General features: G+C 43.0%; 25 protein-coding genes. All 25 read left to right on the forward strand.

The features are described 5' to 3' along the window. Window positions 1-99: 99 nt before the first annotated feature. The 25 genes from ACESZH_RS20755 (at window position 100) to ACESZH_RS20875 (ending at window position 26,768) form a co-directional block, all read left to right on the forward strand. Window positions 100-1,554, forward strand: a complete 1,455-nt coding sequence (locus ACESZH_RS20755; protein WP_373218825.1) for a sugar transferase — start codon at window positions 100-102, stop codon at window positions 1,552-1,554. Between the two features lie 687 nt (window positions 1,555-2,241). Beyond that, the gene (locus tag ACESZH_RS20760) at window positions 2,242-3,489 is read left to right on the forward strand and encodes a nucleotide sugar dehydrogenase (RefSeq protein ID WP_373218827.1); all 1,248 of its coding nucleotides are present in this window, start codon (window positions 2,242-2,244) and stop codon (window positions 3,487-3,489) included. Window positions 3,490-3,506: 17 nt separating this feature from the next. Further along, the gene (locus ACESZH_RS20765) at window positions 3,507-4,820 is read left to right on the forward strand and encodes a sugar phosphate nucleotidyltransferase (protein WP_373218828.1); all 1,314 of its coding nucleotides are present in this window, start codon (window positions 3,507-3,509) and stop codon (window positions 4,818-4,820) included. A 10-nt stretch (window positions 4,821-4,830) separates the two neighbouring features. Continuing rightward, window positions 4,831-5,796 carry a type I phosphomannose isomerase catalytic subunit gene (locus ACESZH_RS20770; RefSeq protein ID WP_373218830.1) on the forward strand — a complete coding sequence of 322 codons (966 nt, stop codon included), beginning with the start codon at window positions 4,831-4,833 and terminating at the stop codon, window positions 5,794-5,796. A 45-nt stretch (window positions 5,797-5,841) separates the two neighbouring features. Continuing rightward, entirely contained in the window at window positions 5,842-6,876 is a 1,035-nt protein-coding gene (gene gmd / locus ACESZH_RS20775; protein ID WP_373218831.1) for a GDP-mannose 4,6-dehydratase, read from the forward strand. A gap of 76 nt (window positions 6,877-6,952) precedes the next feature. Further along, complete coding sequence (locus tag ACESZH_RS20780; RefSeq protein WP_373218833.1) at window positions 6,953-7,879, forward strand: GDP-mannose 4,6-dehydratase; 927 nt, start codon at window positions 6,953-6,955, stop codon at window positions 7,877-7,879. A gap of 12 nt (window positions 7,880-7,891) precedes the next feature. Then, complete coding sequence (locus ACESZH_RS20785) at window positions 7,892-8,632, forward strand: WecB/TagA/CpsF family glycosyltransferase (RefSeq protein WP_373218835.1); 741 nt, start codon at window positions 7,892-7,894, stop codon at window positions 8,630-8,632. Between the two features lies 1 nt (window position 8,633). Further along, the gene (locus tag ACESZH_RS20790; RefSeq protein WP_373218837.1) at window positions 8,634-9,767 is read left to right on the forward strand and encodes a glycosyltransferase family 4 protein; all 1,134 of its coding nucleotides are present in this window, start codon (window positions 8,634-8,636) and stop codon (window positions 9,765-9,767) included. Next, entirely contained in the window at window positions 9,751-10,854 is a 1,104-nt protein-coding gene (locus ACESZH_RS20795) for a glycosyltransferase family 4 protein (protein ID WP_373218839.1), read from the forward strand. Before ACESZH_RS20790 ends, ACESZH_RS20795 begins: the two co-directional genes overlap by 17 nt. A gap of 16 nt (window positions 10,855-10,870) precedes the next feature. Beyond that, a complete protein-coding gene (locus tag ACESZH_RS20800) occupies window positions 10,871-12,070 on the forward strand; it encodes a glycosyltransferase family 4 protein (RefSeq protein WP_373218840.1) in 1,200 nt (399 codons plus the stop codon). 17 nt (window positions 12,071-12,087) lie between these two features. Next, window positions 12,088-13,224 carry a polysaccharide pyruvyl transferase family protein gene (locus ACESZH_RS20805; protein ID WP_373218841.1) on the forward strand — a complete coding sequence of 379 codons (1,137 nt, stop codon included), beginning with the start codon at window positions 12,088-12,090 and terminating at the stop codon, window positions 13,222-13,224. 538 nt (window positions 13,225-13,762) lie between these two features. Next, on the forward strand, window positions 13,763-14,446 hold the full coding sequence (locus ACESZH_RS20810) for an O-antigen ligase family protein (protein WP_373218842.1): 684 nt from the start codon (window positions 13,763-13,765) through the stop codon (window positions 14,444-14,446). 71 nt (window positions 14,447-14,517) lie between these two features. Continuing rightward, entirely contained in the window at window positions 14,518-15,720 is a 1,203-nt protein-coding gene (locus ACESZH_RS20815; protein WP_373218843.1) for a Coenzyme F420 hydrogenase/dehydrogenase, beta subunit C-terminal domain, read from the forward strand. Between the two features lie 2 nt (window positions 15,721-15,722). Beyond that, window positions 15,723-17,123, forward strand: coding sequence for a lipopolysaccharide biosynthesis protein (locus ACESZH_RS20820; RefSeq protein ID WP_373218845.1), 1,401 nt, complete (start codon window positions 15,723-15,725; stop codon window positions 17,121-17,123). Between the two features lie 104 nt (window positions 17,124-17,227). Beyond that, window positions 17,228-17,770: an NUDIX hydrolase gene (locus ACESZH_RS20825; RefSeq protein ID WP_373219966.1), complete on the forward strand. Its 543-nt coding sequence runs from the start codon at window positions 17,228-17,230 to the stop codon at window positions 17,768-17,770. Between the two features lie 38 nt (window positions 17,771-17,808). Next, window positions 17,809-19,482 carry a phospho-sugar mutase gene (locus ACESZH_RS20830; RefSeq protein ID WP_373218849.1) on the forward strand — a complete coding sequence of 558 codons (1,674 nt, stop codon included), beginning with the start codon at window positions 17,809-17,811 and terminating at the stop codon, window positions 19,480-19,482. After that, window positions 19,479-19,616: a hypothetical protein gene (locus ACESZH_RS20835; RefSeq protein WP_373218850.1), complete on the forward strand. Its 138-nt coding sequence runs from the start codon at window positions 19,479-19,481 to the stop codon at window positions 19,614-19,616. The genes ACESZH_RS20830 and ACESZH_RS20835 overlap by 4 nt, the downstream gene beginning before the upstream one ends. A gap of 256 nt (window positions 19,617-19,872) precedes the next feature. Next, the gene (locus ACESZH_RS20840) at window positions 19,873-20,235 is read left to right on the forward strand and encodes a DUF1878 domain-containing protein (protein WP_373218851.1); all 363 of its coding nucleotides are present in this window, start codon (window positions 19,873-19,875) and stop codon (window positions 20,233-20,235) included. Then, window positions 20,228-20,746 carry a hypothetical protein gene (locus tag ACESZH_RS20845; protein WP_373218852.1) on the forward strand — a complete coding sequence of 173 codons (519 nt, stop codon included), beginning with the start codon at window positions 20,228-20,230 and terminating at the stop codon, window positions 20,744-20,746. The genes ACESZH_RS20840 and ACESZH_RS20845 overlap by 8 nt, the downstream gene beginning before the upstream one ends. Window positions 20,747-20,831: 85 nt before the next feature. Then, window positions 20,832-21,173 (forward strand): hypothetical protein, encoded by a 342-nt coding sequence (locus ACESZH_RS20850; protein ID WP_373218854.1) that lies wholly within the window; start codon window positions 20,832-20,834, stop codon window positions 21,171-21,173. An 83-nt stretch (window positions 21,174-21,256) separates the two neighbouring features. Then, window positions 21,257-22,354: a glycosyltransferase gene (locus ACESZH_RS20855; RefSeq protein WP_373218855.1), complete on the forward strand. Its 1,098-nt coding sequence runs from the start codon at window positions 21,257-21,259 to the stop codon at window positions 22,352-22,354. 312 nt (window positions 22,355-22,666) lie between these two features. Then, entirely contained in the window at window positions 22,667-23,737 is a 1,071-nt protein-coding gene (locus tag ACESZH_RS20860; RefSeq protein ID WP_373218856.1) for a Gfo/Idh/MocA family protein, read from the forward strand. After that, a complete protein-coding gene (locus ACESZH_RS20865) occupies window positions 23,730-24,344 on the forward strand; it encodes a DapH/DapD/GlmU-related protein (protein WP_373218858.1) in 615 nt (204 codons plus the stop codon). Before ACESZH_RS20860 ends, ACESZH_RS20865 begins: the two co-directional genes overlap by 8 nt. Then, window positions 24,292-25,419, forward strand: a complete 1,128-nt coding sequence (locus ACESZH_RS20870) for a DegT/DnrJ/EryC1/StrS family aminotransferase (RefSeq protein ID WP_373218859.1) — start codon at window positions 24,292-24,294, stop codon at window positions 25,417-25,419. Before ACESZH_RS20865 ends, ACESZH_RS20870 begins: the two co-directional genes overlap by 53 nt. 23 nt (window positions 25,420-25,442) lie before the next feature. Beyond that, the gene (locus ACESZH_RS20875) at window positions 25,443-26,768 is read left to right on the forward strand and encodes a nucleotide sugar dehydrogenase (protein WP_373218860.1); all 1,326 of its coding nucleotides are present in this window, start codon (window positions 25,443-25,445) and stop codon (window positions 26,766-26,768) included. Window positions 26,769-26,809 lie beyond the last annotated feature (41 nt).

Raw genomic sequence — 26,809 nt, forward strand, 5'->3', positions numbered from 1 at the left:
GAAAAAAATGGGGGGATTTTTGAAATGAGCAAAGAAAAAAGCCCTGAAAATCAAGGTTTAAAACTCCGAGAAAATATTTTTCAGGGGGGGGGGGTAAACATGTATAGGAAGTCACCACAAGGATGGTTAAAACATTGGGATTTTATTTTATTGGATTTTGTATGTCTGCAGATGGCACTCTTAGGAGCGTATTTGATCCGTATAGAAAAAGAAATCCCTATTTTTAACGAAAGTTATTGGAAACAGGCATTCATTTTCTTTTTGTGTCAGGCTCTGATCATATTTTTTATGGATCCATTCCGGGGTATTTTAGGGCGGGGTCTTTATACAGAGCTGATCAGCACGGTAAGACATTGCGCAATCGTAATGCTGACAGCGCTGTTTTATCTTTACATGACAAAAGAAATCGCGGACTATTCCCGCATATATTTCCTTCTAACAGGAATTTTATACAGCGTATTTGACTATCTGCTGCGGATTTGGAGAAAGAGCTGGCTGCACCGCCGGAACGGGGAAAGCAGTAAGGAAAGCTCCATGATCGTCCTCACGACCAAAGAGCTGGCAGCTCAGACCCTTGAGGATATTTATGACGAAAAGTATCAGAGGTTTTCCATTAATGGAATTGCAGTCATGAATGAAAATCTGACCGGACAGTCTATTCACGGAGTACCGGTCATAGCAGATGAAAATTCTATCGTGGAGTATATCTGCCGTGAATGGGTGGATGAAGTATTCATCCGGCTGCCCCAAGGCTTTTCCACGCCAGAGCGCATTCTGCAGGCTCTTGCAAATATGGGAGTTACGATACATCTGGATCTGTCAAAAGAAACGGGGCTGGATTGGAAAGACAAATATATTGAAAGTATAGGAAACTGCATGGTATTGACCACAAGCGTCAATATGGTGAATCCCAAGCAGATGCTATACAAAAGAACGATGGACATATTTGGCGGTCTGGCAGGTTGTTTGCTCACCGGCATTATGTTCCTGTTTGTCGCGCCTGCAATATACATAAAATCTCCGGGCCCTATATTTTTCTCTCAGATCCGAATCGGAAAAGGCGGGAGAAAATTCAAGATGTACAAATTCCGCAGCATGTACATGGATGCGGAAAAAAGAAAACAGGAACTGATGTCTCAAAACAAAATGAAAGAAGGCTTCATGTTCAAAATGGATAATGATCCGCGAATCATCGGAAGTGAGAAAAAGGGTAAAGACGGCAAGCCCAAAGGAATCGGCAACTTTATCCGCAAAACATCTATTGACGAGTTCCCGCAGTTCTGGAACGTCCTGAAAGGCGACATGAGCCTGGTAGGTACGCGTCCGCCGACAGTAGATGAGTGGGAAAAGTATGACTTCCATCACCGGGCTAGAATGGCAATCAAACCAGGCGTTACCGGCATGTGGCAGGTAAGCGGACGGAGCGATATTGTGGATTTTGAAGAGGTGGTACGGTTGGATACAGATTACATTAAGAACTGGTCGATAGGGCTTGATTGCAAAATACTGCTGAAAACGGTGTTGAAGGTTTTGAGGAGTGAAGGGGCGGAGTAGGAGAAGGTTAATGTCTACCCTAAATTTTCAGTTGAGTTTTCATGAGCAATACGGCGGTGTAGTTATCATCGATTCTATGCCATTTATAGTCCGATAAATCACCCTGAAACGCCCTCAAAAAACCTATATTTCCGGGGAAATTTTGGGTCGAAGTTCATCGGTGATGATAACCTCATTTTTCATGCGGTATATAGGGTGACGGGCAAAAATGGTAAAAACTATCTTTCTGGGAGAGTTTGGGGTAGATGAGAGTAGAGGATGATAAGCTCATTTTTCTGGGGTGGTTTTGGGTGGAATGGGTGAATGGTGTACAGGTTTTACAAATAGATGAGGATGTTTATTGAAGATGATTGTAATAAATAAACAAATCATCAGCAGAGAACGACCTCGACAATAAATGAAATTGTTTTGATGGTTAGTGGGATTAAAGGCGAAATGGATGGTCGAGAGGGTAGAGGACGATAAGGATGGAGAGTTTGAAAGCTGGTTTAGAAGATATACACACCATGGCAGGTCTACCCTATAAGAAATTTGAGAAGGTCAGTTGAGAAGGTTCCGCACTGTGAGCATCGTACCGAGATGACAACACCATCCCAAGATGATAACCACGGCGATTAACATAGAAAAAACCATTCCCGGCTTGACCGATATTCTCGGTTTGGCTAGGACAAACGAGGAGAGAGTATTATGAAGAATTATACGATTGCAGTTGCTGGTACTGGCTATGTTGGCCTTTCGATTGCCACGCTGCTGTCACAGCATCATAAAGTATACGCTGTGGATATCATCCCGGAAAAAGTGGAACTCATTAATAGTCGGAAGTCTCCGATTCAGGATGAGTATATCGAAAAGTATCTGGCTGAAAAGGAGCTGGAGCTGACCGCAACGCTGGATGCAGAAATGGCATACCGTGCGGCTGATTTTGTTGTAATTGCGGCTCCTACCAACTACGATTCGACTACCCAGCATTTTGATACGTCTGCTGTTGAGGCCGTAATTGAACTGGTGATGAAGTATAACCCGGAAGCGATTATGGTTATCAAGTCTACGATTCCAGTCGGATATACCATGAGCATTCGTGAGAAGACCGGTAGCAAGAATATCATCTTCAGTCCTGAATTTTTAAGAGAGAGTAAGGCATTGTACGATAACTTGTATCCCAGCCGCATAGTCCTTGGTACGGATATGGAAGATGAACGATTGGTTGAAGCGGCTCATGAATTTGCAGAACTGCTTCAGGAAGGTGCCATCAAAGAGAATATCGATACATTGTTTATGGGCTTTACCGAAGCGGAAGCAGTTAAGCTGTTTGCAAATACCTATCTAGCGATGCGGGTTTCCTATTTCAATGAATTAGACACTTATGCAGAAATGAAGGGCTTGAATACCCAGCAGATCATTGACGGCGTGTGTCTCGACCCTCGTATTGGAAGCCATTATAACAATCCGTCCTTCGGTTATGGCGGCTACTGCTTGCCGAAAGATACGAAGCAACTGCTGGCTAATTACCAGGATGTGCCGGAGAATCTGATCGAAGCAATCGTTGAGAGCAACAGAACCAGAAAAGATTTTATTGCAGATCGTGTTTTGAAAATGGCAGGCTACTATGACTACTACAATCGTGGAGACTATAAAGCTGACGAGGAAAAAAGTTGTGTTATCGGCGTCTATCGGCTGACCATGAAAAGTAATAGCGATAATTTCCGCCAGAGTTCTATTCAGGGCGTTATGAAGAGGATTAAGGCCAAGGGTGCGACTGTGGTGATCTATGAGCCGACGCTGGAAGATGGCAGCACTTTCTTTGGTTCGGTTGTGGTAAATGATCTGGAGAAGTTCAAGATGATTAGCGATGCGATTATTGCTAATCGGTATGACAAATGTCTGGATGATGTGATGGAAAAGGTTTATACGCGAGACATTTTTCAGAGAGACTAAAGAGGAGGATAAGGCAAATGAATATTATTTTACTTTCCGGAGGCTCCGGCAAACGCCTTTGGCCTCTCTCTAATGATGTGCGGAGTAAACAGTTCATCAAGTTGTTTAAGGACGAAAATGGTGCGTATGAGTCGATGGTACAGCGTGTGTATCGGCAGATTACAACGGTAGATGTGGACGCAAAGATTACGATTGCTACCAGCAAATCACAGGCCAGTGCTATTAAGAATCAACTTGGCGAAAAGGCATCCATCTGTGTGGAGCCATGCCGCCGGGATACTTTTCCTGCAATTGCGTTGGCAGCAGCTTATCTCCATGATGAGCTGGGTGTTAGTGCAGATGAAGCAGTAGTTGTTTGTCCGGTTGATCCGTATGTGGATACTACATATTACGAAGCGGTTAAGAATTTGCAGGAACTGGCGGAACAGGGTACAGCAAACTTTACATTGATGGGCATTGAACCGACCTATCCGTCTGAAAAATATGGTTATATCATCCCGGCGTCTGGCGAGAATGTCAGCAAGGTTAAGGAATTTAAGGAAAAGCCAGATACGGAGACTGCAAAGAAATATCTGGCTCAAAATGCATTATGGAATGCCGGTATCTTTGCATTCAAACTCGGTTATTTGTTGAATAAAGCACATAGTATGATTGATTTTGAAGATTATCGTGATCTATTCAACAAGTATGACACACTCACGAAAATTAGCTTCGATTATGCGGTTGTCGAGAAAGAGCCGAGCATTCAGGTGCTGCGCTACAGCGGTGACTGGAAGGATGTCGGCACTTGGAACATGATGGCTGAGGTTATGGCTGATAAGACCAAGGGCAAGGCCATCCTTGATGAGACCTGTGTGAATACTAATGTAGTGAACGAACTGAACATTCCTATCCTCTGCATGGGCTGTAAAGATCTTATTGTCGCTGCCAGCGGCGATGGAATCTTGATCTCTGACAAAGAGCGCAGTGGCTATATGAAGCCCTATGTGGAGAAGATTGAAACTGAGGCAATGTATGCCGAGAAGTCCTGGGGCACCTACACAGTTATCGATGTTCAGCCTGGTTCCATGACAGTAAAGCTGTCTCTAAGAGCCGGAGAGCATTTGACTTATCATATGCATAACTACCGGGAGGAAGTTTGGACTGTCGTTTCCGGCAAGGGAAAAGCTATTGTGGATGATATGGAGCAGGTTCTCCGTACCGGTGATGTCATCACGATTGCGGCGGGTTGCAAGCATACTGTGGAAGCATTGACTGCGTTGGATATCATTGAAGTTCAGCTTGGAGAAGAAATCAGCGTTAGTGACAAGCTAAAATTTGAATTGAAATAAAGGGACGGGAATGGAGATTTTTAAGCTAAAACCCGCAGGAAAAGATTACCTCTGGGGCGGTACACGCCTGAGAGAAGAATATGGAAAAAACATTGATCTGATGCCGCTTGCAGAGACATGGGAGTGCTCCGTACATCCAGATGGACTGAGCAGGATACAATCCGGTACACACAAGGGTAAGGCGTTGGCGGAAGTGTTGGAGCAACATCCAGAGTATCTTGGAACAAAAGTTTCTAACAATGAATTACCAATTCTGGTGAAGTTCATTGATGCGAAAAAAGACCTGTCGGTGCAGGTTCATCCGGATGATGAATATGCACGGGAGCATGAAGGCGATAATGGCAAGACCGAGATGTGGTATGTCATTGATGCAGAAGAAGGGGCAAGCCTGATTTACGGCTTTAAACATAAGGTGACGAAAGAAATCTTGAGAAAAGCCGTAGAAACTGGAACGCTGGATAAGCATCTTCAAAAAGTAGAGGTTCACAAAGGCGATATTTATTATGTTCCTGCCGGAACTGTACATGGTATCGGTGCCGGAATTCTTGTCGCGGAGATACAGGAAAGCTCGAATGTGACATACCGTGTTTACGACTATGACCGCGTGGATAAAAGCGGCAATAAGCGGGAACTCCACTTTGATAAGGCAGTACAGGTCATGAATATGGATATTGCATCAGGCGTGAACCAAAAGCCGCGTATGGTGAAGTATTATCCGGGGTGCTCCCGTGAGCTGCTTTGTCGCTGCAAATACTTTGAAGCAGAGAGAATTCAAGTGACAAAGGGTTTCTCTTTTTCTGTGCTGGACAGTTCTTTCCAGGTGTTGATGTGCCTGGATGGTTATGGACAGGTGGAGACGATAGATGCTGATTCGAAGCCTATGAGATTTTCTAAAGGAGAAACGCTGTTTCTTCCAGCGGGAATCGGGAAGTGCCTTGTAATAGGAGAAGCAACAATATTGAAAGTACGCTGCTAAGAGCAGATGCAATGAATAACAAAAAAGGAAAAGGAGTATAATACGATGAAAAAAGCATTGATTACTGGGATTACTGGACAGGACGGCTCTTATCTTGCAGAGCTGCTTCTCGAAAAAGGCTACGAGGTACATGGCATCATCCGCCGTGCATCTGTCTCTACAACAGCGCGCATTGACCACATTTTAGATAAGCTAATCATTCATGAGGGAGACCTTTCGGATTCTTCCAGCATCATTCGAATTGTCCTGCAGGTCAAGCCGGATGAAATCTATAATCTTGCTGCCCAATCCCATGTGCAGGTATCCTTTGATGCCGCAGAGTACACAGGCGATGTGGACGCGCTTGGTGTGCTCCGTATTCTGGAGGCTGTGCATACTGCTGGTTTGGATAAGACTTGCCGTGTCTACCAGGCATCCACTTCTGAGCTGTACGGTAAGGTAGAGGAAGTTCCTCAGAATGAGAATACTCCATTTCATCCTTACAGCCCGTATGCTGTAGCAAAACAGTATGGCTATTGGATGATTAAGGAATATCGCGAGGCCTACGGGATTTTTGCCTGCAACGGCATCCTGTTTAACCATGAGTCTGAGCGTCGTGGCGATAATTTCGTCACTCGTAAGATTACGCTTGCTGCTGGACGTATTGCCTGTGGTCTGCAGGACCATCTTGAGCTGGGAAACTTGGATTCTCTGCGTGACTGGGGTTATGCCAAGGATTATGTAGAGTGCATGTGGCTGATCCTACAGCAGGATGAGCCGGACGATTATGTGATTGCAACGGGCGTACAGCATACCGTCCGGGAGTTCACCACTCTCGCTTTTGCAAACGACGGCATCGAGCTTGAGTGGAAGGGCGAGGGCATGGATGAAAAAGGCTATGATAAAAAGACTGGTAGGATGCTGGTGTGTGTAAATCCCAAGTGGTATCGCCCGACGGATGTTGTAAACCTCTGGGGTGATCCGACTAAGGCAAAAACCAAGCTGGGCTGGAATCCGCAGAAGACGAGCTATGAGCAGCTGTGTGCAATTATGGCGGAGCATGATTTACAGCTCGCAAAGAGAGAAGCTGGAATTCAATAAATTGATGGGGCAGGCATAGCAGGGTGTGCAGTAGGTCTGTCTGCCCATTAACATATTATATTCGGAGTGAGATGGAATGGAAAAAGTACTGATATTTGGAGTGGGTGGTTTTGTTGGAAGTTATCTTTCAAGAGAATTTATTGAACATGGATATGCAGTAATTGGGACAGACAAGACTAGAAGTTCTATTCTTCCTTCAGAAGTGGGATTCTATGAATCTGACCTGTTGGAAACGGAAGCGGTAGAAGGACTGGTTAATAAAATTCAGCCGGATATTATTGTCAATCTAGCGGCTATCAGCAGCGTAGGTGCTTCATGGAATATTCCTCAAACCACAATGCAAGTAAATGTTGTTGGTGCATTGAACATTATGGAAGCTGCTAAAAAGAGCGAAAAGAAACCGAAGATACTATTTGTTGGATCGAGTGAAGAATATGTAATCTCCGATTTTCCAATGAACGAGGACAGGCCGCTGAATGCAAGTAATCCATATGGTATTTCTAAAGTGACTCAGGAACAGTTTGCAAAACTGTACAGAGAGCAATATGGTTTGAAAATATATTGTGTTCGGCCATTTAATCATACTGGAGTTGGACAGCGAGATTCCTTTGTATTACCAAGTTTCTGTAAACAGGTTGCCGAAATTGAAAAGTCGGGAGAGCCTGGTGTTATGAAGGTAGGAAATCTTAAGGTCAAGAGAGATTTCAGCCATGTAAAGGATATTGTACGGGCTTACCGTCTGATTGTCGAAAGTGACAATTGTGAGCTGATATATAATGTAGGCTCTGGAAACGCATATAGTCTCGAAGAAATGCTGCGATACATAGTTAGTCTAAGCAGCCAAGAAATAAAAATAGAAGTTGACCAGAGCAGATTCCGGCCAACAGATCAGCCGGTTATCTGCTGTGATTACAATCTGATAAAAACAGAGCTGGGATGGGAGCCGCAGTACACAGTGTTTGATGCGCTTAAAGAAATGTTTGAGAATTATCTGAGGCAATAGGTGGAATGGAATATGGCCAGAATTAATTTTTTGAATACATATGTTGATAATTTGACCATGCAGGAAGCAGTCGATAAGGTGGAGCAGTTGATTGCTCAAGACGGATGTTCCTATGTGGTCACCCCTAATTTGGATCATATTGTCATTCTAGAGGATGACCAGGAATTTGCAGAAGTGTATTCGAATGCGGATTTGGTACTGGCAGATGGAAAACCGTTAATTTGGATTTCAAAATTGCTGAAAAACCCAATTAAGGAAAAAATATCAGGATCGGATTTCTTTCCCCACATGTGCGAGATGTGTGCAAATAAGGGCTTCAGTATTTTCATTCTCGGTGCAGCGGAAGGAGTCGCTGAAAAAGCGGCAGTGAATCTGTGTAAAAAATACCACGGACTAAAGATTGTTGGAACATATTCTCCGCCATTTGGGTTTGAAAAGAACGAGAATGAATTAAAGGTGATTGAAAGCCTTATTCGTAAAGCCAGGCCGGATGTTCTTGCTGTGTCGCTAGGGTCGCCCAAGGGAGAAAAGTTTATATATAAACATCTTAAGGAGTATGGTGTATCTCTTGGAATATCCATAGGAGCAACAATAGATTTCGAAGCAGGGAATGTAAAGCGAGCGCCAAAGTGGATGGCGGATAGTGGATTAGAATGGCTTTTTAGAATAACTCAAGATCCAAACAGATTAGTAAAGAGATATTGGAATGATGCGATTAAGATAATTCCAATCATTAGAAAGTATAGGAAATAGTATGAGAATATTAATAGACCTTACATCATTAGCAGACAATTTTTCTGGAATAGAAAGATATGCCGCCAGCTTATCTTTAGAAATGATTCAGGATACCTCAACCGATTTTATTTTGATCTTCAAGAACAAAGTGCATCCTTGGTTTGAACCAATGAATCATCGAAGAAATGTTCAAATGTTGGTGCTTCCCGGATGTAACAAACTCGTGTTTAATCAGATGAGGTTGCCGAATGCCATTCGAAAAATTCAAGCTGATTACTACCTGTTTTTAGCCTTTCCGGTTCCTGTGTTGCTATTTAAAAAGAACATGGTATCCACAATTCATGATATTTGTTGTTGGGATTGCCCTGAGACAATGAATGGAATGAGCAAATGGTATTTTAGGATATCCCATCGAATTGCACTGTTAAAATGCAAATCAATTATTACTATATCTGAGTTTTCAAGACAAAGGATCGTTGATCGATTAAAATACGATAAAGATAAGATTTGGCTAATCTACTGTGGTGTTGATGAGAAATTTGTTAACTACGTGGGATCAGAAGAAAAAGATGAGATGATCCGTGAGAAATATAACTTGCCAACCGAATATATATTGACACTATCTACATTGGAACCCAGAAAAAACTTGACGTTGCTTTTGGACGTGTATGCACGTTTAATTGCAGAAGGGAAGACGTTACCGCCATTGGTGCTTGCCGGACGTAAAGGATGGAAGATGGACAACCTTCTGGAAAGCTATTCTCAGGACGTAAAGGACAGACTTATTTTCACCGGTTTTGTTGAAGATGAAGATCTGCCAGATGTGTATGGACATGCCCTTCTTTTTGTGTTCCCCTCAATATATGAGGGCTTTGGAATGCCACCGCTGGAAGCAATGGCATGCGGGACACAAGTGCTATCATCGGATGGAACATCGCTTCCCGAGGTTCTAGGAAATGCTGCTAATTATTTTAGTAACGACGATAGAGAATCGTTATACTTTGAGCTAAAAGAAATATGTAATGTTAATAGCAATAATAAAAGCTTGGCAATGATGAAAGATCAAGTTAAAAAGTTTGCCTGGAAATCAGAAGCCGAAAAGATACTTCTTAAAATAAAAGATAAGGAATCGCACAATGAGAATTGGAATTGATGCTCGGCCTTTAGTTGCAGAGAATCCGTCAGGGATAGGTAATTATGTCATAAACATTTTAAAGTATTGTAGTAATTCGCAGGACAGGGAGTTTGTTCTCTACTCTAATGAGCCGTTACTGTATCATAATGAAATTATTAAAAAATTTGAAATTAAAATAGTGCCTGGTTCTATTGGAACGACATGGGTGTGCTATGGCCTTCGAAAAGCTTTACAAAAAGATAAAATAGATGTTTTTTGGGGGACACAACATATGATTCCGCTTAACTGTGGAAATATTAGGTTGATACTTACAGTTCATGACCTTGCATTGATGATTAATCCTTCATGGGGGAGCACTAAGAATGCAATAATGCAAAATATCTTTGGCAAAATGTCGGTTCGAAAAGCAGACTGCATAATTGCGGATTCTGTATCTACTGCAAATGATGTAAAAAGAATAATAAAGTGGAAAGGAAAAGAGATATATCCAATTTTACTTGGCGGAGGGCAGATTCATGGTAATTGTACAAAGGGCCAGATAGAAATTATTTCTGAAAAATATAATATAGCGCCATATGATTATTATTTGTATATTGGAACTATAGAACCCCGGAAAAATATTTCTGGGATAGTAAGGGCATATAACATATATAGAAAAAGCGGTGGAATGAAAAAACTGATTATAGCAGGTGGATTAGGCTGGAAATATAAGAACATTTTACGGGAGATCACCAGTAGTCCTTTTAAAAACGATATTATTTTACCAGGATATGTGTCTGAAGAAGAAAAAGATGTTTTTATAAAGAATACTACTGCCTTTCTATTTCCTTCGAATTATGAAGGATTTGGATTTCCTGTTTTAGAGGCAATGTCATATGGAGTCCCTGTGATTACAACAAGCGTGTCTTCATTACCAGAAGTCGGAGGAGAATTAGCATTTTATACGGATGCTCCAAATGATTGGAAAGGCATTTCTGAATTAATGTTTCGTATTGAAACTATGAGCAGTCATGAGAGGCAAGCGTTGTCTATTGCAGAGAAAGAGTGGTATTCTAAATTTAAATGGGAGAGATGTGCTATGGAAACGTTGGACTTATTAAAATAATTGATGGGTGTGAAATATGAGAATTATGCTTGTTAACACTTATTATTCGCCGGAGATTATTGGCGGCGCAGAATATAGTGTAAAAAAATTGGCTGAGCAATTGCAACATGAAAATAATGAAGTTGTTGTACTTTGTACTGGTGATAATTTTAAGGATGAGTATATTGACGGGATTTTTGTGCGAAGGATCCGAGTAAAAAATATATGCCGGGCTAAAAGTGCAGATAGAGTCTGTCCTGCAAAAAAAATTCTCAGAAAAATGCAGGATATATGGAACCCGCTAAATACCGCTATAATTGAGAAGATAATATCTGAAGAAAAACCTGAAGTGATTCATACAAATGGTTTGTATGATATTTCACCAATCATATGGAAAATAGCAAAGCAGCGGGGAATTCGTGTCGTACATACCCTGAGAGATTATTATCTGATGTGCCCCCGAGTATCATTGACTTGTTCCCATGTATCTGGCACTTGCCAGAAACCCACATTTCTCTGCAAACTATACAGAAGCGTTAATCGCAATAGTTCAAAGTATGTTGATGTGGTTACGGCGCCTTCTGCTATTGTCTTAGATACCTTGAAAGATAATGGTTATTTTAAGAAGTCATTGGGGAAAGTTGTGCCAAACGCGACGGAATTTGATGAAGAGAGCGTTTTAGAAATCTGTCAAGAACGTCAGGCAGTATCCCATTCTGCCCCTCAGTTTGTATTCCTGGGTTCTCTGATTCAGGTAAAAGGTATACAGTGGCTGATTGAATCCTTCCGTAGGTTGGAAAATCCGGATGTGAAATTGTATATTGCTGGAAAAGGTGAACTTGAGGAATATGTAAAAAGTGCCGCAAAGCAGGACAAGAGAATTCGATTTGTTGGTTTTTTGGATGAAAAGGAAGTATCTGAACTTCTTGAAAAAACGGATGTTTTAATTGCACCTTCTCTTTGGGAAGAACCATTTGGAAGAATTGTGCTTGATGCATATAAGCATGCTATGCCGGTAATCGTGAGCGATTGTGGTGCCCTGCCAACCTTGGTTGATGAGGGGAAGACTGGTCTTGTAGTTAACAGCAAAGAACTCAATAGCCTGGAAAACGCAATGCACTATTTCATTCAGAATCCGGAAAAAATTGCCGAGTTTTCAAAATATTCAGCAGAGAAAATTAAAAAATTTAGCTTGGAAGCTCAATATCAAATGTTCTGGGAGGTTTATCAGCAATAGAGGAGGAAGGTATAATTATGATAGGATTGTTGACCCCTTTCCGTGTGGCGAATTATGGCACAAAATTACAAGCTTATGCGGTACAGGAGTGTATTCGCAGTCTTGGACAGGATACGCAGATCATTGATTTTGGATATGCTCCTGTTAAGAAAACCCCATTCAATATCATTAAAAGGATAATCTTCAAGATCATATCGGGAAAATATAGGGACAGCAAGCGGTACGTAACTGCACCGAAGGACATTGAGAGCCTGAGAAAAAAGCGAATTGACTGCATAAATAGTTTTGATTCTCATTATGATATATCAAAAAAAGTCATTGGAAAGCAAAACATGAGAGAATTAGGCGCTTCATATTCGGTTGTTTTATGTGGAAGCGATCAGATCTGGAATCCGGTAAACGTTGGAAGTGAGATTTTTTTGCTTGAATGGGTACCAGCGGGCACAAAGAAGATTTCATTTGCTGCCAGCTTTGGTATCAGTGAACTGCCAACGTTGCTCAAACCGAAATATAAACGTGAGCTGGAAAAATTCGATGCAATCTCCGTAAGGGAAGATTCCGCTCAAAAAATGATTGCAGATTTAGGGCTGAACGCAGAGTGGATACTTGACCCTACTTTGATTGTGGATAAGAAAGTTTGGGAAAATGTGGCAGCCGAAAGCGGTTATGCAATCAAAGATGATTATGTTTTTTGCTATTTCCTTGGAGATGGCGCCGGCTCTCGTGAAACAGTAAAGAAGATAAAAGGGCAAAATCCCAATTTGAAGATTATTTCGCTTAGCCACTTTAAAGGATATAATGAATGCGATAATCATTTTGCTGATCTGGATTTGTATGATGTGAGAGTACCGGATTTCGTAAAACTGATAAAGAATGCAAAATATGTCTGCACGGATTCCTTTCATGCAACTGCTTTTTCTGTTATTTTTGAAAAAGAGTTTGTTGTTTGCAACCGGCATGGCCATGGAATTGCATCTACTAATTCAAGAATTCATTCCTTCTTGCATTCCATCGGAGCCGAAAGGAGAATTTGTTCATCCCAAGATGACGTTGAAACCATCTTGAAAGAAAAAGTGGAATATGAAGCGGTAAACTGGAAACTGAATGAAAAGCGGAAAGAATCAATCACATTCATAAAAAAGTCATTAACATAGGAGCCTATGTATGTCGAGAGTATTATTATCACAGCGCAGCTTAACGATAAGTAGAAAAGAGATTTACATTACAATTTTATTTGTCGTATTAATAAGACCAGCATACGCAAACACAATTTCTGTTCTGGCTAGAGTCTGGTCATACGCTCAGCTTTTGATCCTTTTTTACGCATTATTTGTCTTTTTGTTTAAGAAATTATCGATGCCCGTTAGAATTCTTGGCGGAGTATATGGTCTGTTTGTATTGAGCGCAGTCATCAATCATGTTGATTTGATGAACACAATTCAAAAGTTTGCTCCTTATTTGTGCCTTGCAATCCTGTGCGATTATTGGATGAATAGATATGGAATACATACCTTGAACGCCCTTCATTTCGTTCTGCTTGTCTACACATTTATTAATTTTATAACAATAATCGTATTTCCTCAGGGCTTATATCTCGCTCAGACCTCAGGCAAAACAGTTGTTGCCTGCTGGTTCCTTGGATATAAAAATCCGCAGATTAGAACGTTGCTACTTGCGCTGGTCTTGGAGTATATGTTTAATTACAAGCCCAAGAAGAGACTAAAAATCAGAACCATCATTGTAACACTTGTGATCGCAGCCACTTTGGTGTATATTAAGTCGGCAACGGCACTGTTTGCTTTTGTGGTATATCTGCTTCTGGTTTTCTTGCTCCAAAAGAAGAACAATTTCCTCATGAAAGTCATATCCCCCTCGGGTATCATTATTGTGTTTGTGGTTGCAACGCTGCTGGTTGTTGTCGTTGACATTCTTCCCTACATTTCTGGGATTACATCTGTCTTGTTCAGCGGAAAAGACGTTGTAACAGGCTCGAGCCGGATTTATGTCTGGAAGGCTGCCATCGAAATCATAAAGAACCATTTTCTGTTTGGTATTGGTGAGACGAACTTTAAGACAGTTGTTTCGGTATTCTCCGTCACGCATCCTCATAACTACTTTCTGTTCCAGTGGCTGAGCGGAGGTGTGGGTGCAGTTATTCTGTCCGTCCTGTTTTTCCATAGTACACTGAGGGAAATGTTCAAAAGAAAAGCAAGATTTGAATACAGGCTTTTTATCGCTGCAACCATTGTTGTTTTTATCATGGGTGTGGTAGAGTCTCTGACGGAGTTCCCGCTCTTATATGCAATTTTTGTGATGGGCTACAATCTGAACCGGATTTATCCAGATGAGAATAAAAGGGAGCTTTTGCTGCAATGAACTGTTGACTGTAATCTGGTACTTCAAAATGGTTCATTCAATGAGAACTTCGCTATCATATGAGGTAGGATATGCTGAAAAATATTAAAGAAAAATGTTGTGGTTGCGGAGCATGTGCAGATATTTGCCCGGCTCATATTATTTCCATGCAAAGAAATGAGCTTGGATTCCTTTATCCCCATGTTGATGGAAATAAATGCCTGAACTGCAATCTCTGCAATTCTATTTGCCCTAATCAAAAAGAACAAAAATGCGTTTGGAACGTTGGAGAGGTTGAGTGCGCATACAGTCGGGATGATGATTTAAAAGAAAAATGCTCCAGTGGTGGCATCTTTGGAGAAATTGCCCGAGTGGTTTTGAGACAGGGCGGGGTATGCTTTGGAGCTGCTTTTGATAAGAATTTTAGCGTTCGGCATATTTGTGTTGAATGCGAGGACGATCTCCCCAAAATCTTAGGTTCAAAGTATATTCAAAGTGATACATCAGGGATTTTTATCTCCGTAAAAAAGAAACTTAAGGACAATAAGCCAGTGCTGTTTGTGGGAACGCCTTGTCAGGTAGCGGCATTAAAATATTTCTTGAATAAACAGTATGATAATCTTATTTTAGTGGATTTATTTTGCAACAATGTCCCTTCTCCGGCTGTTTGGCAGGCTTGGCTCCAGCATGTCAGCAACGGTAGAAAAGTTACTTCTGTCAATTTCAGAGACAAAACTGAGGGATGGGATAATTACTCGCTAAAAATAGTGTTTGACAACGGCGAAGTGTATCGAAAGAATAAGAAAAAGGATGGTTTTTTATCTACTTTTTCAAAGGGGTGCTATGCCAGACCCTCATGCCATTCATGCGAATACAAGGGATTCGACAAAGTGAGCGACCTGACGCTCGGTGATTTCCAGGAGCTTGGAATCATGTTTCCTGAGGTCGATGGTTTTCGTGGAGTTTCTATGGTGAGAATCAATTCTCAAAAGGGCAAAGCAATTTATGAGATGTGTAAAGGTAAAATCTGCACCGTAACAGTTAAAGCAGAGGATATGGATATGTGCCATCCCAACATTGGCCAGCCAATTCTAAGCCATCCCAATAGAGCAATTTTTTTGAGAAAATTTTCAGAAGGATATCCAATCCAAAAGCTTCTAAGAAGATATGCAGGAATTCCTATTCGGGTTAAGGTAAAAAACATACTCAGAAATATGGTAAAGAAATTGGGTGTGTATTATTTGATTAAAAATAAAAGCGTGAAACAAGAAAAGAAGAATATTCGGAGCAAATAAGTATGGACAGAAATAAGGAATTGATTCGTAATACCGTTATATTAGGGGCAGGTACTTTGATTCCAAAGGTTTTCTCTTTGGTTATCTTGCCGATATTAACAACATATCTGACTACTGTTGAATATGGCAATTTCGATTTGGTAAATTCAATCGTCAGCTTCATTGTACCCATAATGACATTACAGATTCAACAGGCTGCATTTCGGTATTTGGTTGCGGCAAAAACCGATTTGGATAGGGATAGATTAGTTACCACATCCACCATATATATTCTAGGAATTTCGGTACTTTGCACTCCGATTATTTTTTTTATTTTCCGTTTCTGTAATCTAGATTGGAAGGTTTCACTCATAATTTGCTTCTTGGTTTTTGGAGAATCTTTATACCTGCTTACAGGGCAGATGCTGAGAGGATTGGGGCAAAATATCGCATATTCTGTGGGCATTGTTTCGTATTCTGCTGTGAATCTGATAACGGTTGTATTGTTTGTCTATGTTTTGCGGCTGGGACTGCTTGGCGTAATTCTTTCAAACACATTGTCGTATGTGGCATCAGCGGTGATTATGCTGTTCCAGACGCTTCAGAAGGCGCATTTTCAAATGAAAGCGGTGTCAGTGCCAGAGTTAAAAAGAATGTTGAATTTCTCTGCTCCTATCGTTCCCAGTTCAATTTCTCTTTGGATCGTGAACCTCTCGGACAGACTGCTGGTTGTGCATTACTTAGGAGCTGGAATCAACGGAATCTATTCTGTTGCGACAAAGGTTCCAAACCTCTATTCGATGGCATACAGTATTTTTAACCTGGCTTGGACGGAAACGGCGGCTAGAGTTGCAGATGATGAGGACGATCCCGGGAAGTACTATAGTCAGTTGTTCGGAAAAATGTACAACTTTTTGGTTGGCATCATGCTGATTGTCATTGCATGTACGCCTATATTTTATCGGATTTTGATAAATCCGCAATTTTACCAGGCCTATCCGCAGACGGCTGTATTATATTATGGCGTGTTTTTCAATAGTTTTGTTTCATTTTATGCAGGTATCTATATTGCAATGGGCAGAACCAAGCAGGTTGGCATTTCTTCCGCAGTCGGCGCATGTCTGAATCTGTTTATTAATTTTTTGCTCATCCAGAAGATCGGATTGTTTGCAGCGTCAATCTCAACGGCGATTTCCTATTTTGTAATCATGCTTTATCGGGCTGTTGATCTGAAGAAAGTAGTTAATATTCGGTATGACTTCCGGCAGATTACGATTGGTTTTTTTTCAATGGTTCTGTCAACAGTTTTATATTATTTCAATAATACGCTTATGACGATAATTTGTTTCCTGATTGCAATCATTTACAACCTGCTGTTTAACAGAATTATTCTTGCAAACTTGCTAAAGAAGTTACGTCATTAAACCGCCAAGTGGTGAGTCTGGTTCAGTTATTGCGGCTTCTATTGGACGTGAAAAGTAAACATCCTATTCCATTGAGTAGAATAAAAAATATTGGAGCATAGATAATGAACCGATGGAAAACTATAAAATCAGATACTTTACTTAATAATCATTGGATAACAGTCCATAAGGATGCTGTTGAACTACCAGATAATAAGACTATTGATGATTATTACACGATAACGCTGAATGACGCAGTCTCTGTAGTGGCCATGGACGAAAGCGGTAACGTTATTCTGGTAAAAGAGTATAGATATTGTTGTGGTTGCGATTCGATTGAGATACCTGCAGGCACGTTTGAGAAAGGGGAAACAGATCCTCTGATAGTGGCTAAACGGGAACTGCTTGAGGAAACCGGCTATGAATCCGAAGGGTGGACATACCTTGGCTCGACATCAGAAAGCACGGCAAAACTGACGAATCGAATGCATATCTTCTTTGCTCATCATTGCCATAAGATTTCTAATCAGAATTTAGATGAAACTGAGGATATTGAAGTGCTTATCATATCACTGGAAAAAGCGGTGGAAATGGTTATGCAGGGTGAGATTATCTGTAACAGCTCTGCACATGGTATATTGCGTGTTGCAAGAATGCTTGGAAAATAAAATTCTAATAGACAAAACTACGAAGGGAACTCAAATCTATGAATATTAAAAGAGAGTATGAACGCTGGCTGGGAAATGCTACAGTAGACAGTGACATTACAGAAGAACTGAAAGCAATGACGGACATTCAGATTGAGGACGCATTTTACCGCAATCTCGCCTTTGGCACAGGCGGTCTGCGGGGCGTGATCGGCGCAGGGACGAACCGTATGAATGTTTACACGGTAGCAAAGGCATCGCAAGGGCTGGCAGACTATCTGAAAAAGAATTTTGAAGAGCCGTCTGTGGTCATTGGTTATGACAGCCGCATCAAGAGCGATGTTTTTGCGAAAGTGGCGGCGGGAGTGTTTGCGGCCAATGGCGTGCAGGTTCACATTTGGCCTACCTTGATGCCGGTGCCGACCGTTTCCTTTGCAACTCGTTATCTTGGCACTTCCTCCGGTGTGATGGTCACAGCTTCCCACAATCCTAGCAAGTATAACGGCTACAAGGTCTATGGTGCTGATGGCTGCCAGATTACAACAGAAGCCGCCGCGGAGATTTTGGTAGAAATTGAAAAGTTGGATGTCTTTTCAGATGTAAAGAACAGTGATTTTGAAGCGGGTGTGTCAAACGGGAATATCCGTTATATTGACGATAAGGTCTACACAGCCTTTGTGGAAGAAGTCAAGAAGCAGTCGGTGCTGTTTGGTGAGAAAGTTAATAAGGATGTGGCCATCGTGTACAGCCCGCTAAATGGTACTGGATTGAAGCCCGTCACCCGCACTCTAAGAGAGATGGGCTATACCAATATCACAGTGGTGAAGGAACAGGAGCAGCCGGACGGCCATTTTCCGACCTGCCTTTATCCCAACCCGGAAATCAAGGAAGCAATGACCCTGGGCATGGAGTATGCGAAGAAATGCAATGCGGATCTGCTGCTTGCGACTGATCCGGATTGCGACCGTGTAGGTATCGCCGTGAAAAATAAAACGGGGGAGTATGAGCTGCTCTCTGGCAATCAGGTAGGGCTGCTCCTGCTGGATTACATTTGTAGCCAGCGTATCAAACATGGGAAGATGCCCGCAGACCCGGTCATGGTGAAAACGATTGTCACGATGGATATGGGGGAGCAGATTGCAAAGCATTACGGTGTGCGGACGGTGAATGTGCTGACAGGCTTCAAATTCATTGGTGAGCAGATCGGTAAGCTGGAGCAACAGGGAGAAGCCGATAGCTATATCTTCGGTTTCGAAGAGAGCTATGGTTATTTGACCGGTTCTTATGTCCGTGATAAAGACGGCGTGGATGGCGCGTACATGATCTGCGAAATGTTCAGCTACTACGCAACCAAGGGTGTCAGCCTGCTGGATAAGCTGGAAGAACTGTATAAAACCTATGGTTACTGCCTGAACACTCTGCACAGCTATGAATTTGACGGCAGTGCAGGCTTTGCAAAGATGCAAAGCATTATGCAGGCATTACGTGGAGGTATTCAGAAAATCGGCGGGAAGAAAGTGGTAAAGCTGCTGGACTATGCGCCTGGACTGGACAGGCTGCCCAAGTCTGACGTGCTGAAATTCCTGCTGGAAGACAACTGCTCTATTGTGGTGCGCCCCTCCGGCACCGAGCCGAAGCTGAAGGTTTATGTTTCTGTTAGCGCAGAAGATAAGGAGACGGCAGAGCAGATTGAAAATATGATTACGAAGAATGCGGAGCAGTGGATCAAATGAATGAGAAAAGGCAAAGCAAGTATGGCGCTTGGTTCGGCGTTACCTACAAAAAGGACAAGTCATCTGTGGCAGAGAGCATTAAGAAGTTGATACAGAATAAGGTATATAGGGAAGAACTGTATAGTGATCTGTGAGAATAAGCACAAGTGATCTGTGAGAATAAGCACAAGTGATCTGTGAGAATAAGCACAAGTGATCTGTGAGAATAAGCACAAGCCTCTTGATTATCAGGCACTCACGGTTTATACTTAGAGGAAAGAAGGCTGTGTAGGGATAAAGGTATCCCGGCACGGTAGCTGCTCGGAACTTTGCACACCTCTCCGTGGTGAGCAGCAGGCAGCGTAGTGAAATGTAGTTTAGAGACATTGCTAAAGAAGGGAAGGATTATTAATGAGTAGAGAGTTTAGCAACATGGAAGAACGCCTTGAATTTATTGAATTTAGGCAAGAACTTCTATTCAATAATACTGACTTGGATCGTATGCTGTTCGAATACGAGATTGATCGGAATCAGTATAGGAAAATCATGGATTTAATGGAAAGCTACAGAACAATGTTGGATAATCACGAAGATGTAAGCCATGCGGCCTTTGAAACAGAGATATACGCAATTGTTCCAGAACATGGCGGGGATTACCACATGTGTGAGTATATTGCCAGAGGATTTATGGATGAACATAGGTGGGAAGAGGTATTCCCGGCGCTATATGGTGATATGCCTAAATACAAATTCTTGAGGAATGACAATGATTGAGTTTTTGAGACTTCCTCAGCTAACTACAATTTGGGACTGGGTGGGATTTCTAGCAGATATTTTTGGAGTATTGGCCGTGCCATTTACAATAATTCAGCTGCTTCAAGTAAAAAAGAAAGTGAATGCATCTATTAGAGCAATGAATGATTTAAGGACACTTCAAGAACATGAATTTCTTAAGAAAATTCTTCGGGATATCGCGGTTCAGCAAGATGAATTAAACTGGATGCTTGAAAAGCATGGACAACAAGGATACAGAAATAATTCCTTTGAAGATAAATGTCATGAAATTATAAGTGCAATAAATGTTTATCTGAACGAGCTACCGATAAAATACAAAGAAATAATAGAACCTTTACGCTCGGTTGTAACAGAGTTGCGCAAATATGATTATTTGAACAAAACAGCATTGGAAGAAGCAGAGGGTTATTTGTATAGTGCAATTCAGGCTATAAAAACCGCAGAAGAGAAATGCAATTTGGCTAACATTCACATGATTGCTCAGGGATAGGATAGGTGTCTATCCTTTTGATTTCTGCCCATACTCGCTATATACTTAATACACAATCACAACGAAATAAGGAGTGTGTACATCTATGCCGCGTCCCAAGGGTTCAAAGAATAAGCCTACCAAGAAGGTCACTGTCGTCAACAACGACTTCGATGCACTGATCGCCGAGAAAACTTCGGTAAAAGAGAGTCTGACAGCGGAGATCGCTTCCCTAGAAGAAAATCTGACTTCCCTCAAGGCTGATCTGAAAGCGAAGAAGGCGGAGCTGAAGAAGCTGGATGCTGAGCTGGGGAAACTGGAAGAGCAGAAAGCTGCATACGAGGCTAGAGAGGCTGAGGAAGCCAAGAAAGCTGAACTGGAAGAGACGATTCAGAAGCTGATGGCCGATGGAGTAAGTGAGGCAGAGATTCTAGAAAAGTTGAAGTAAACTGTTTGATGATATGCTGTGTGGGAAATATTCGAGAATTTTCAAAAATAACGTATACACGGCTCTCTATGAGGTGAGACAGTATGGACATTGCATTTGTATTTGAGCCAGGGAGTGCTTTCGGTGGGGCAAAAAGAAGGCTTCCAAGAATATATAATGAGATTTGTGCAGAAAATGATGATATAAAATGCGATCTCGTTGCCCGTAGGTCTGATTTAAATACGGTCTTAGCACAGTTTCGACTGGCGGATTGTGATGTAGCAAATATCAATCACGTATATGCATTTAAAAGTCATTTTAAAAGCCATTTGAAAAGTTTGCTGCATGTTTTGTTTTTACATAAGTACACGACTATTCATTTTTTTGATGCAGGAAAATATAACATAGTAATACAGTTGATTTGTAAACTAAGCAATAAAAAATGCATATATACTATTTGTTCATACCAAGAAGCGTACAATTGCTTTTGTAAAAAACGCATGATACTAACGAAGCTCCAGCTTCGCTTGGCGGATCACGTCGATTTACTATATCCGTTGGGAGCAGATTTTATCTCCCAATACGTTAAAAAAGGAAGGCTAACCGTCACACCAGGGACGTTTACGGATCTGGAGCTTTTCAAGCCGCAGGAAAAGAAGAAGACCATCATATATGCCGCCGCCAGACTGGAGGACGCAAAAAATCCCATCCTTTTTATCGAGAGTATAAACGAAGCCAGGGACGCAATTCGTGCAGCAGGGTATCGGGTGATTCTGCTGGGGCAAGGAAAGTATGAAGAGTACCTTCAAAACTACGTAAAGGATCATGGCTTGGCGGATATTGTTAACTTGGCAGGATACGACCAAACCAGCAAGTATATGCCTACGGCGAATGTGTTCTTTTCTACGCAGGTGCTTGAAAATTATCCCTCCCAGAGCTTGGCAGAGGCTGCGGCCTGCGGCTGCTATGCGATTATCACCGATGTAGGAGATAGCCGGAGGTGCGCCGATGAATCTTTTGCGGCGTTTGTGAAACCCAATAAAGAGGCATTGTCCCAAGCGCTTGTTGGATATTTAGAAATGAGTGAGCAAGAAAAGAAAGCAATCGTTGAGAAAGCGAGAGCATTTGCCGAGACACACTACTCCATAGAAGATAGCAAAAAGTATTATTTGGAGATATTGAAAAAGCTAAATAAGCGCTAAATTGCAGATTAATAAATTAACCGTTTTTCTCTGGAATCCGCCAGAAGAGCGTGTTCAACTTTGGAACAGCAGACTGAGGTGTTCTCCGAAAAATAGCATTTATGGTACATAGGATGGGTTCAGTTTATGTAAGGCGAACGATTATGCATATGTGAATGTGTAGAATTTGTGCTTGGTTGTAATGATGGTCTTGACAAAAGGCGTTGTTTTGCATAAAGTATTAACCGAAAGCGCCCGCAGATACTCCGATATAGCGCTGAATGTATGTGCTGGACACAGGCGCTTCAATTTCTATAGGAAGAAGGGCAAACCATGAGATATGCCTTGATTGGCTGTGGAAGGATTTCTCCTCACCACATCATGGCAGCCAAGAATAATGAGCTTGAGATTGTCGCCGTCTGTGATATTGACCCGGAAAAATTGGAAAAGACGGCTGCACAGTTAGATCACGTGCATCCGTACACAGATTATAAAACGATGCTGGAAGAAGAAACCCCCGACCTGGTGGCAATCGCCACAGAGAGTGGGAAGCATGCGCAGCTTGCCTTGGATTGCATTCGGGCCGGCTGTCATGTGATTATTGAAAAGCCCATTGCGTTATCTATTGCGGATGCGGATCAGATTATTGAGATGGCGAAACAGAAGGGCGTACTCGTCTGCGTTAACCACCAAAACAGGTTTAATAAGTCGATCCAATATATCCACGGCGCCATTGCGCAGGGAAGGTTCGGCAGACTTCTTCACGGAAGCGCACGCATTTTCTGGAACAGAAAACAGGATTATTATGAACAGGCGCCTTGGCGGGGAACCTGGGAGCAGGATGGGGGCGCGCTGATGAACCAGTGCATCCATAATATTGATTTGCTGTGCTGGCTTATGGGGAGCGAAGTGAAGGAAGTTTTTGCCTATACCGACAATTTAAAACACCCGTATATGGAAGCGGAGGACCTGGGAGTGGCTTTGGTGAAGTTTCAAAATGGCGCCTATGGTGTCATTGAAGGAACGACCATTGTATATCCTGAAAATCTGGAAGAGAGCCTGACCTTGCTGGGGGAAACAGCAACAGTAAAAGTCGGCGGGAAATCGGTCAATGAAATTCTGGAGTGGAAAGCCGCCGATGGACTGGATGATTCGGATTATGTGAAAAAGACATTCAGCGAAACGCCGCCCAATATCTATGGTTATGGCCATACGCCCCTCTATGCAGACATGATCGACGCCATCACAAATGGGCGGCAGCCCCTGGTAAACGGAGAAGCGGGAAAAAGAGCGCTGGAGCTTATTTTGGCGATCTATCAATCCGCCGCTCAGGGGCTGCCCGTAAAGCTGCCGCTGTTAAGAGGAAAAACGCTTGACTATAAGAGGCGATTTGGAAATGAGTGAGGATTTTTATGTTCATGAAAGTAGCTATATTGATCCAGGCGTTACAATAGGGAAAGGGACAAAAATCTGGCACTTTTGCCATATTCAGCGGGGAACGAACATCGGGGAGGATTGCACCCTCGGCCAGAATGTTTATACTGGCGAAAATGTACGAATCGGAAACGGTGTTAAGATTCAGAATAACGTCTCGGTCTTTCACGGGGTGGAGCTTGAAGACCATGTGTTCTGTGGGCCATCTTGTGTATTCACCAATGATCTCAGCCCCAGAGCAAAGTACCCCAAGGGCACTGCAAACTACTTAAAGACAGTTGTTAAAACAGGCGCAAGCATCGGGGCGAATGCGACAATACTGTGTAATCATACCATCGGACGCTGGTCGCTCATAGGGGCCGGCGCCGTGGTGGTGTCGGATGTCCCGGATTACGCCATCATGACAGGTGCGCCGGCGAAGGTAACCGGATGGGTCTGCGAATGCGGAAAACGGCTGGGGGATGATTTGACCTGCATATGTGGACGTGTCTATGAGAAAAGCGAGGAAGGATTGAGAGAGAAAAATGCAGTTCCGGGATTTGAGGGCACAGTATCAGGCCCTAAAACCGCAGATTGATTCTGCCATACAATCCGTATTGGATTCCTCTAACTTCATTCTGGGCAGTCCGATAGCGGAATTGGAAGAAAAACTTGCAAATTATGTAGGGTGTAAACATTGTATCACTTGCGCAAATGGGACAGATGCGCTACAATTGTCATTGATGTCCCTGGACGTAGGCAGCGGAGATGCGGTGTTTGTACCTGATTTTACTTTTTTTGCCACAGCAGGGGCGGCGTCGATTTTGAACGCACAGGTTGTGCTTGTTGACATCGACGAGAGAACCTTTAACCTCTCTCCCGGGTCCCTGGAGGAAGCGATTCAGCGCACCCTGTTGGAGGGGAAATACATGCCCAAGGCAATCATTGCAGTGGACCTTTTTGGCCTGCCGGCGGATTATCCTCAGATAAGAAAAATTGCAGAGCAGTATCATCTAAAGATTCTGGAGGATGCTGCCCAAGGCTTTGGCGGCAGAATTGGGGATCGGAGAGCCTGCTCCTTTGGGGATATAGGCACCACATCGTTCTTCCCAGCGAAACCGCTGGGGTGTTACGGCGATGGGGGAGCCATTTTTACAGATGACAGCCACATTGCACGGCGGCTGTGCTCTTTAAGAGCGCAGGGACGTTCCCAAAGCAGCAAGTATGAGCATTGCGAAATCGGAATGAATTCCAGGCTGGACACGTTGCAGGCAGCGATTCTTTTGGAGAAGCTGAAGGCATTTGAACAGTATGAACTGCAAGCAGTGAACCAAGTGGCAAAATGGTATACGGAGCGTTTGCGCGCGGCTGTGAGAACTCCTTTTGTTCCGGAAGGGTACTATTCCAGTTGGGCCCAATATACAATCATGCTGAAGGATACGGAAACGAGAGACAGGGTGCAGCGGGAACTGAGAAAAAAGGAAATCCCGTCCATGATCTATTATCCGATTCCACTTCATCAGCAAAAACCATATCAGGGAATGGGACGAAGCGATGGAGAGTTTCCCGGGACGATGCGTGCGGTAAGAACCGTGCTCAGCTTGCCGATTCACCCATACATCAAGGAAGAGGACGTATGTCACATTGCAAAAGTGATCCTTGAGAACGCATAGCACAGAAGGAGCGAGTTCAGAGAATGTCTCAGCGTATTTATCAAGCATTGGTTTCCGGAAATACGAAGCTGGCGGTGGTGGGCCTTGGCTATGTGGGCCTCCCGGTGGCGATAGAGTTTTCGAAGTATGTACAGGTCATTGGTTTTGATGCTGACACAAGGCGCATCAACGCTTATCGTAATGGCGTTGATTTAACCAGCAGTGTGGGGGAAGAAATCCAAAGCACCACGATTGAATTTACATCAGATCCTGCCAAACTCCGAGAGGCTCAATTTGTAATCGTGGCGGTTCCGACACCCACTACGGAGGATAGAAGTCCCGACTTTACCGCCCTTAAGCAGGCTTCCCAAACGGTGGGGGAAAATCTTGCCCCAGGCGCGATTGTTGTCTTTGAATCCACGGTTTATCCGGGCATCACAGAAGAGCTGTGTGCTCCCATCATAGAGCAGGCCTCCGGCCTGAAATGCGGCACCCAATGGAAAATCGGATACAGCCCCGAGCGGATCAATCCCGGGGATCCGGTTCATACCTTCTCCACGATTCGCAAAATTGTTTCGGGCATGGACGGGGAATCCGCAGAGGAGATTCAAAAGGTATACGACATTGCCGTGAAAGCCGGAACTCATCTTGTTTCAAGCATCAGAACGGCGGAAGCGGTCAAGGTGATGGAAAACAGCCAGCGTGATGTGAATATTGCGTTTATGAATGAGTGCTCCAAAATCTGCGACAGGGGCCGCATCAATGCCCATGAGGTTTTTACTGCCATGAAAACCAAGTGGAACGCGCTGGACTTCGAGCCTGGCCTGGTCGGCGGACACTGCATTGGGGAAGACTCTTATTATTTGCTGGAGTATGCAAAGAAGATAGACTGCGGCACGCCGATACTGTCTCACGGACGCCATACAAATGAAGCTATGGCTTCTTATGTTGCGCACAGAGCCGTCAAGGAAATGCTGGCCGCCCGGAAGGATCTGAAACGGGCAAAGGTATTAGTCTGGGGTATCACATTTAAGGAGAATTGTTCGGATATTCGGAACAGTAAGGTTGCGGACTTAATTGCCCAGCTGAGAACCTATCAGGTCGACTCCATTGTGACAGATGAGTGGGCGGACCCTGAGGCCGTTCGGGAAATGTACAGCATCGAGTTGACACCCTTTGAGAAGCTGCCTCCGGCGGACTGCATCATTGTGGCAGTTGGCCATCGTGAGTATCAATCTATAGCCATGGAGCAGCTGCTAAAGATGTATAAAAACGATTTGCAAAACGACGAAAAGATACTGCTGGATATAAAAAGCATTTATCCGCTGGAAGCGTTGACCGCTTCGGGGCTGCGTTTTTGGAGACTGTAAGGGATGGATAAGCGACAAAGCAAAATGAGTGGACAATCGTC

The organism is Ruminococcus sp. 5_1_39BFAA (assembly GCF_964240875.1).
In the GTDB taxonomy this organism is placed as follows: Bacteria; Bacillota; Clostridia; order Lachnospirales; family Lachnospiraceae; genus Blautia_A.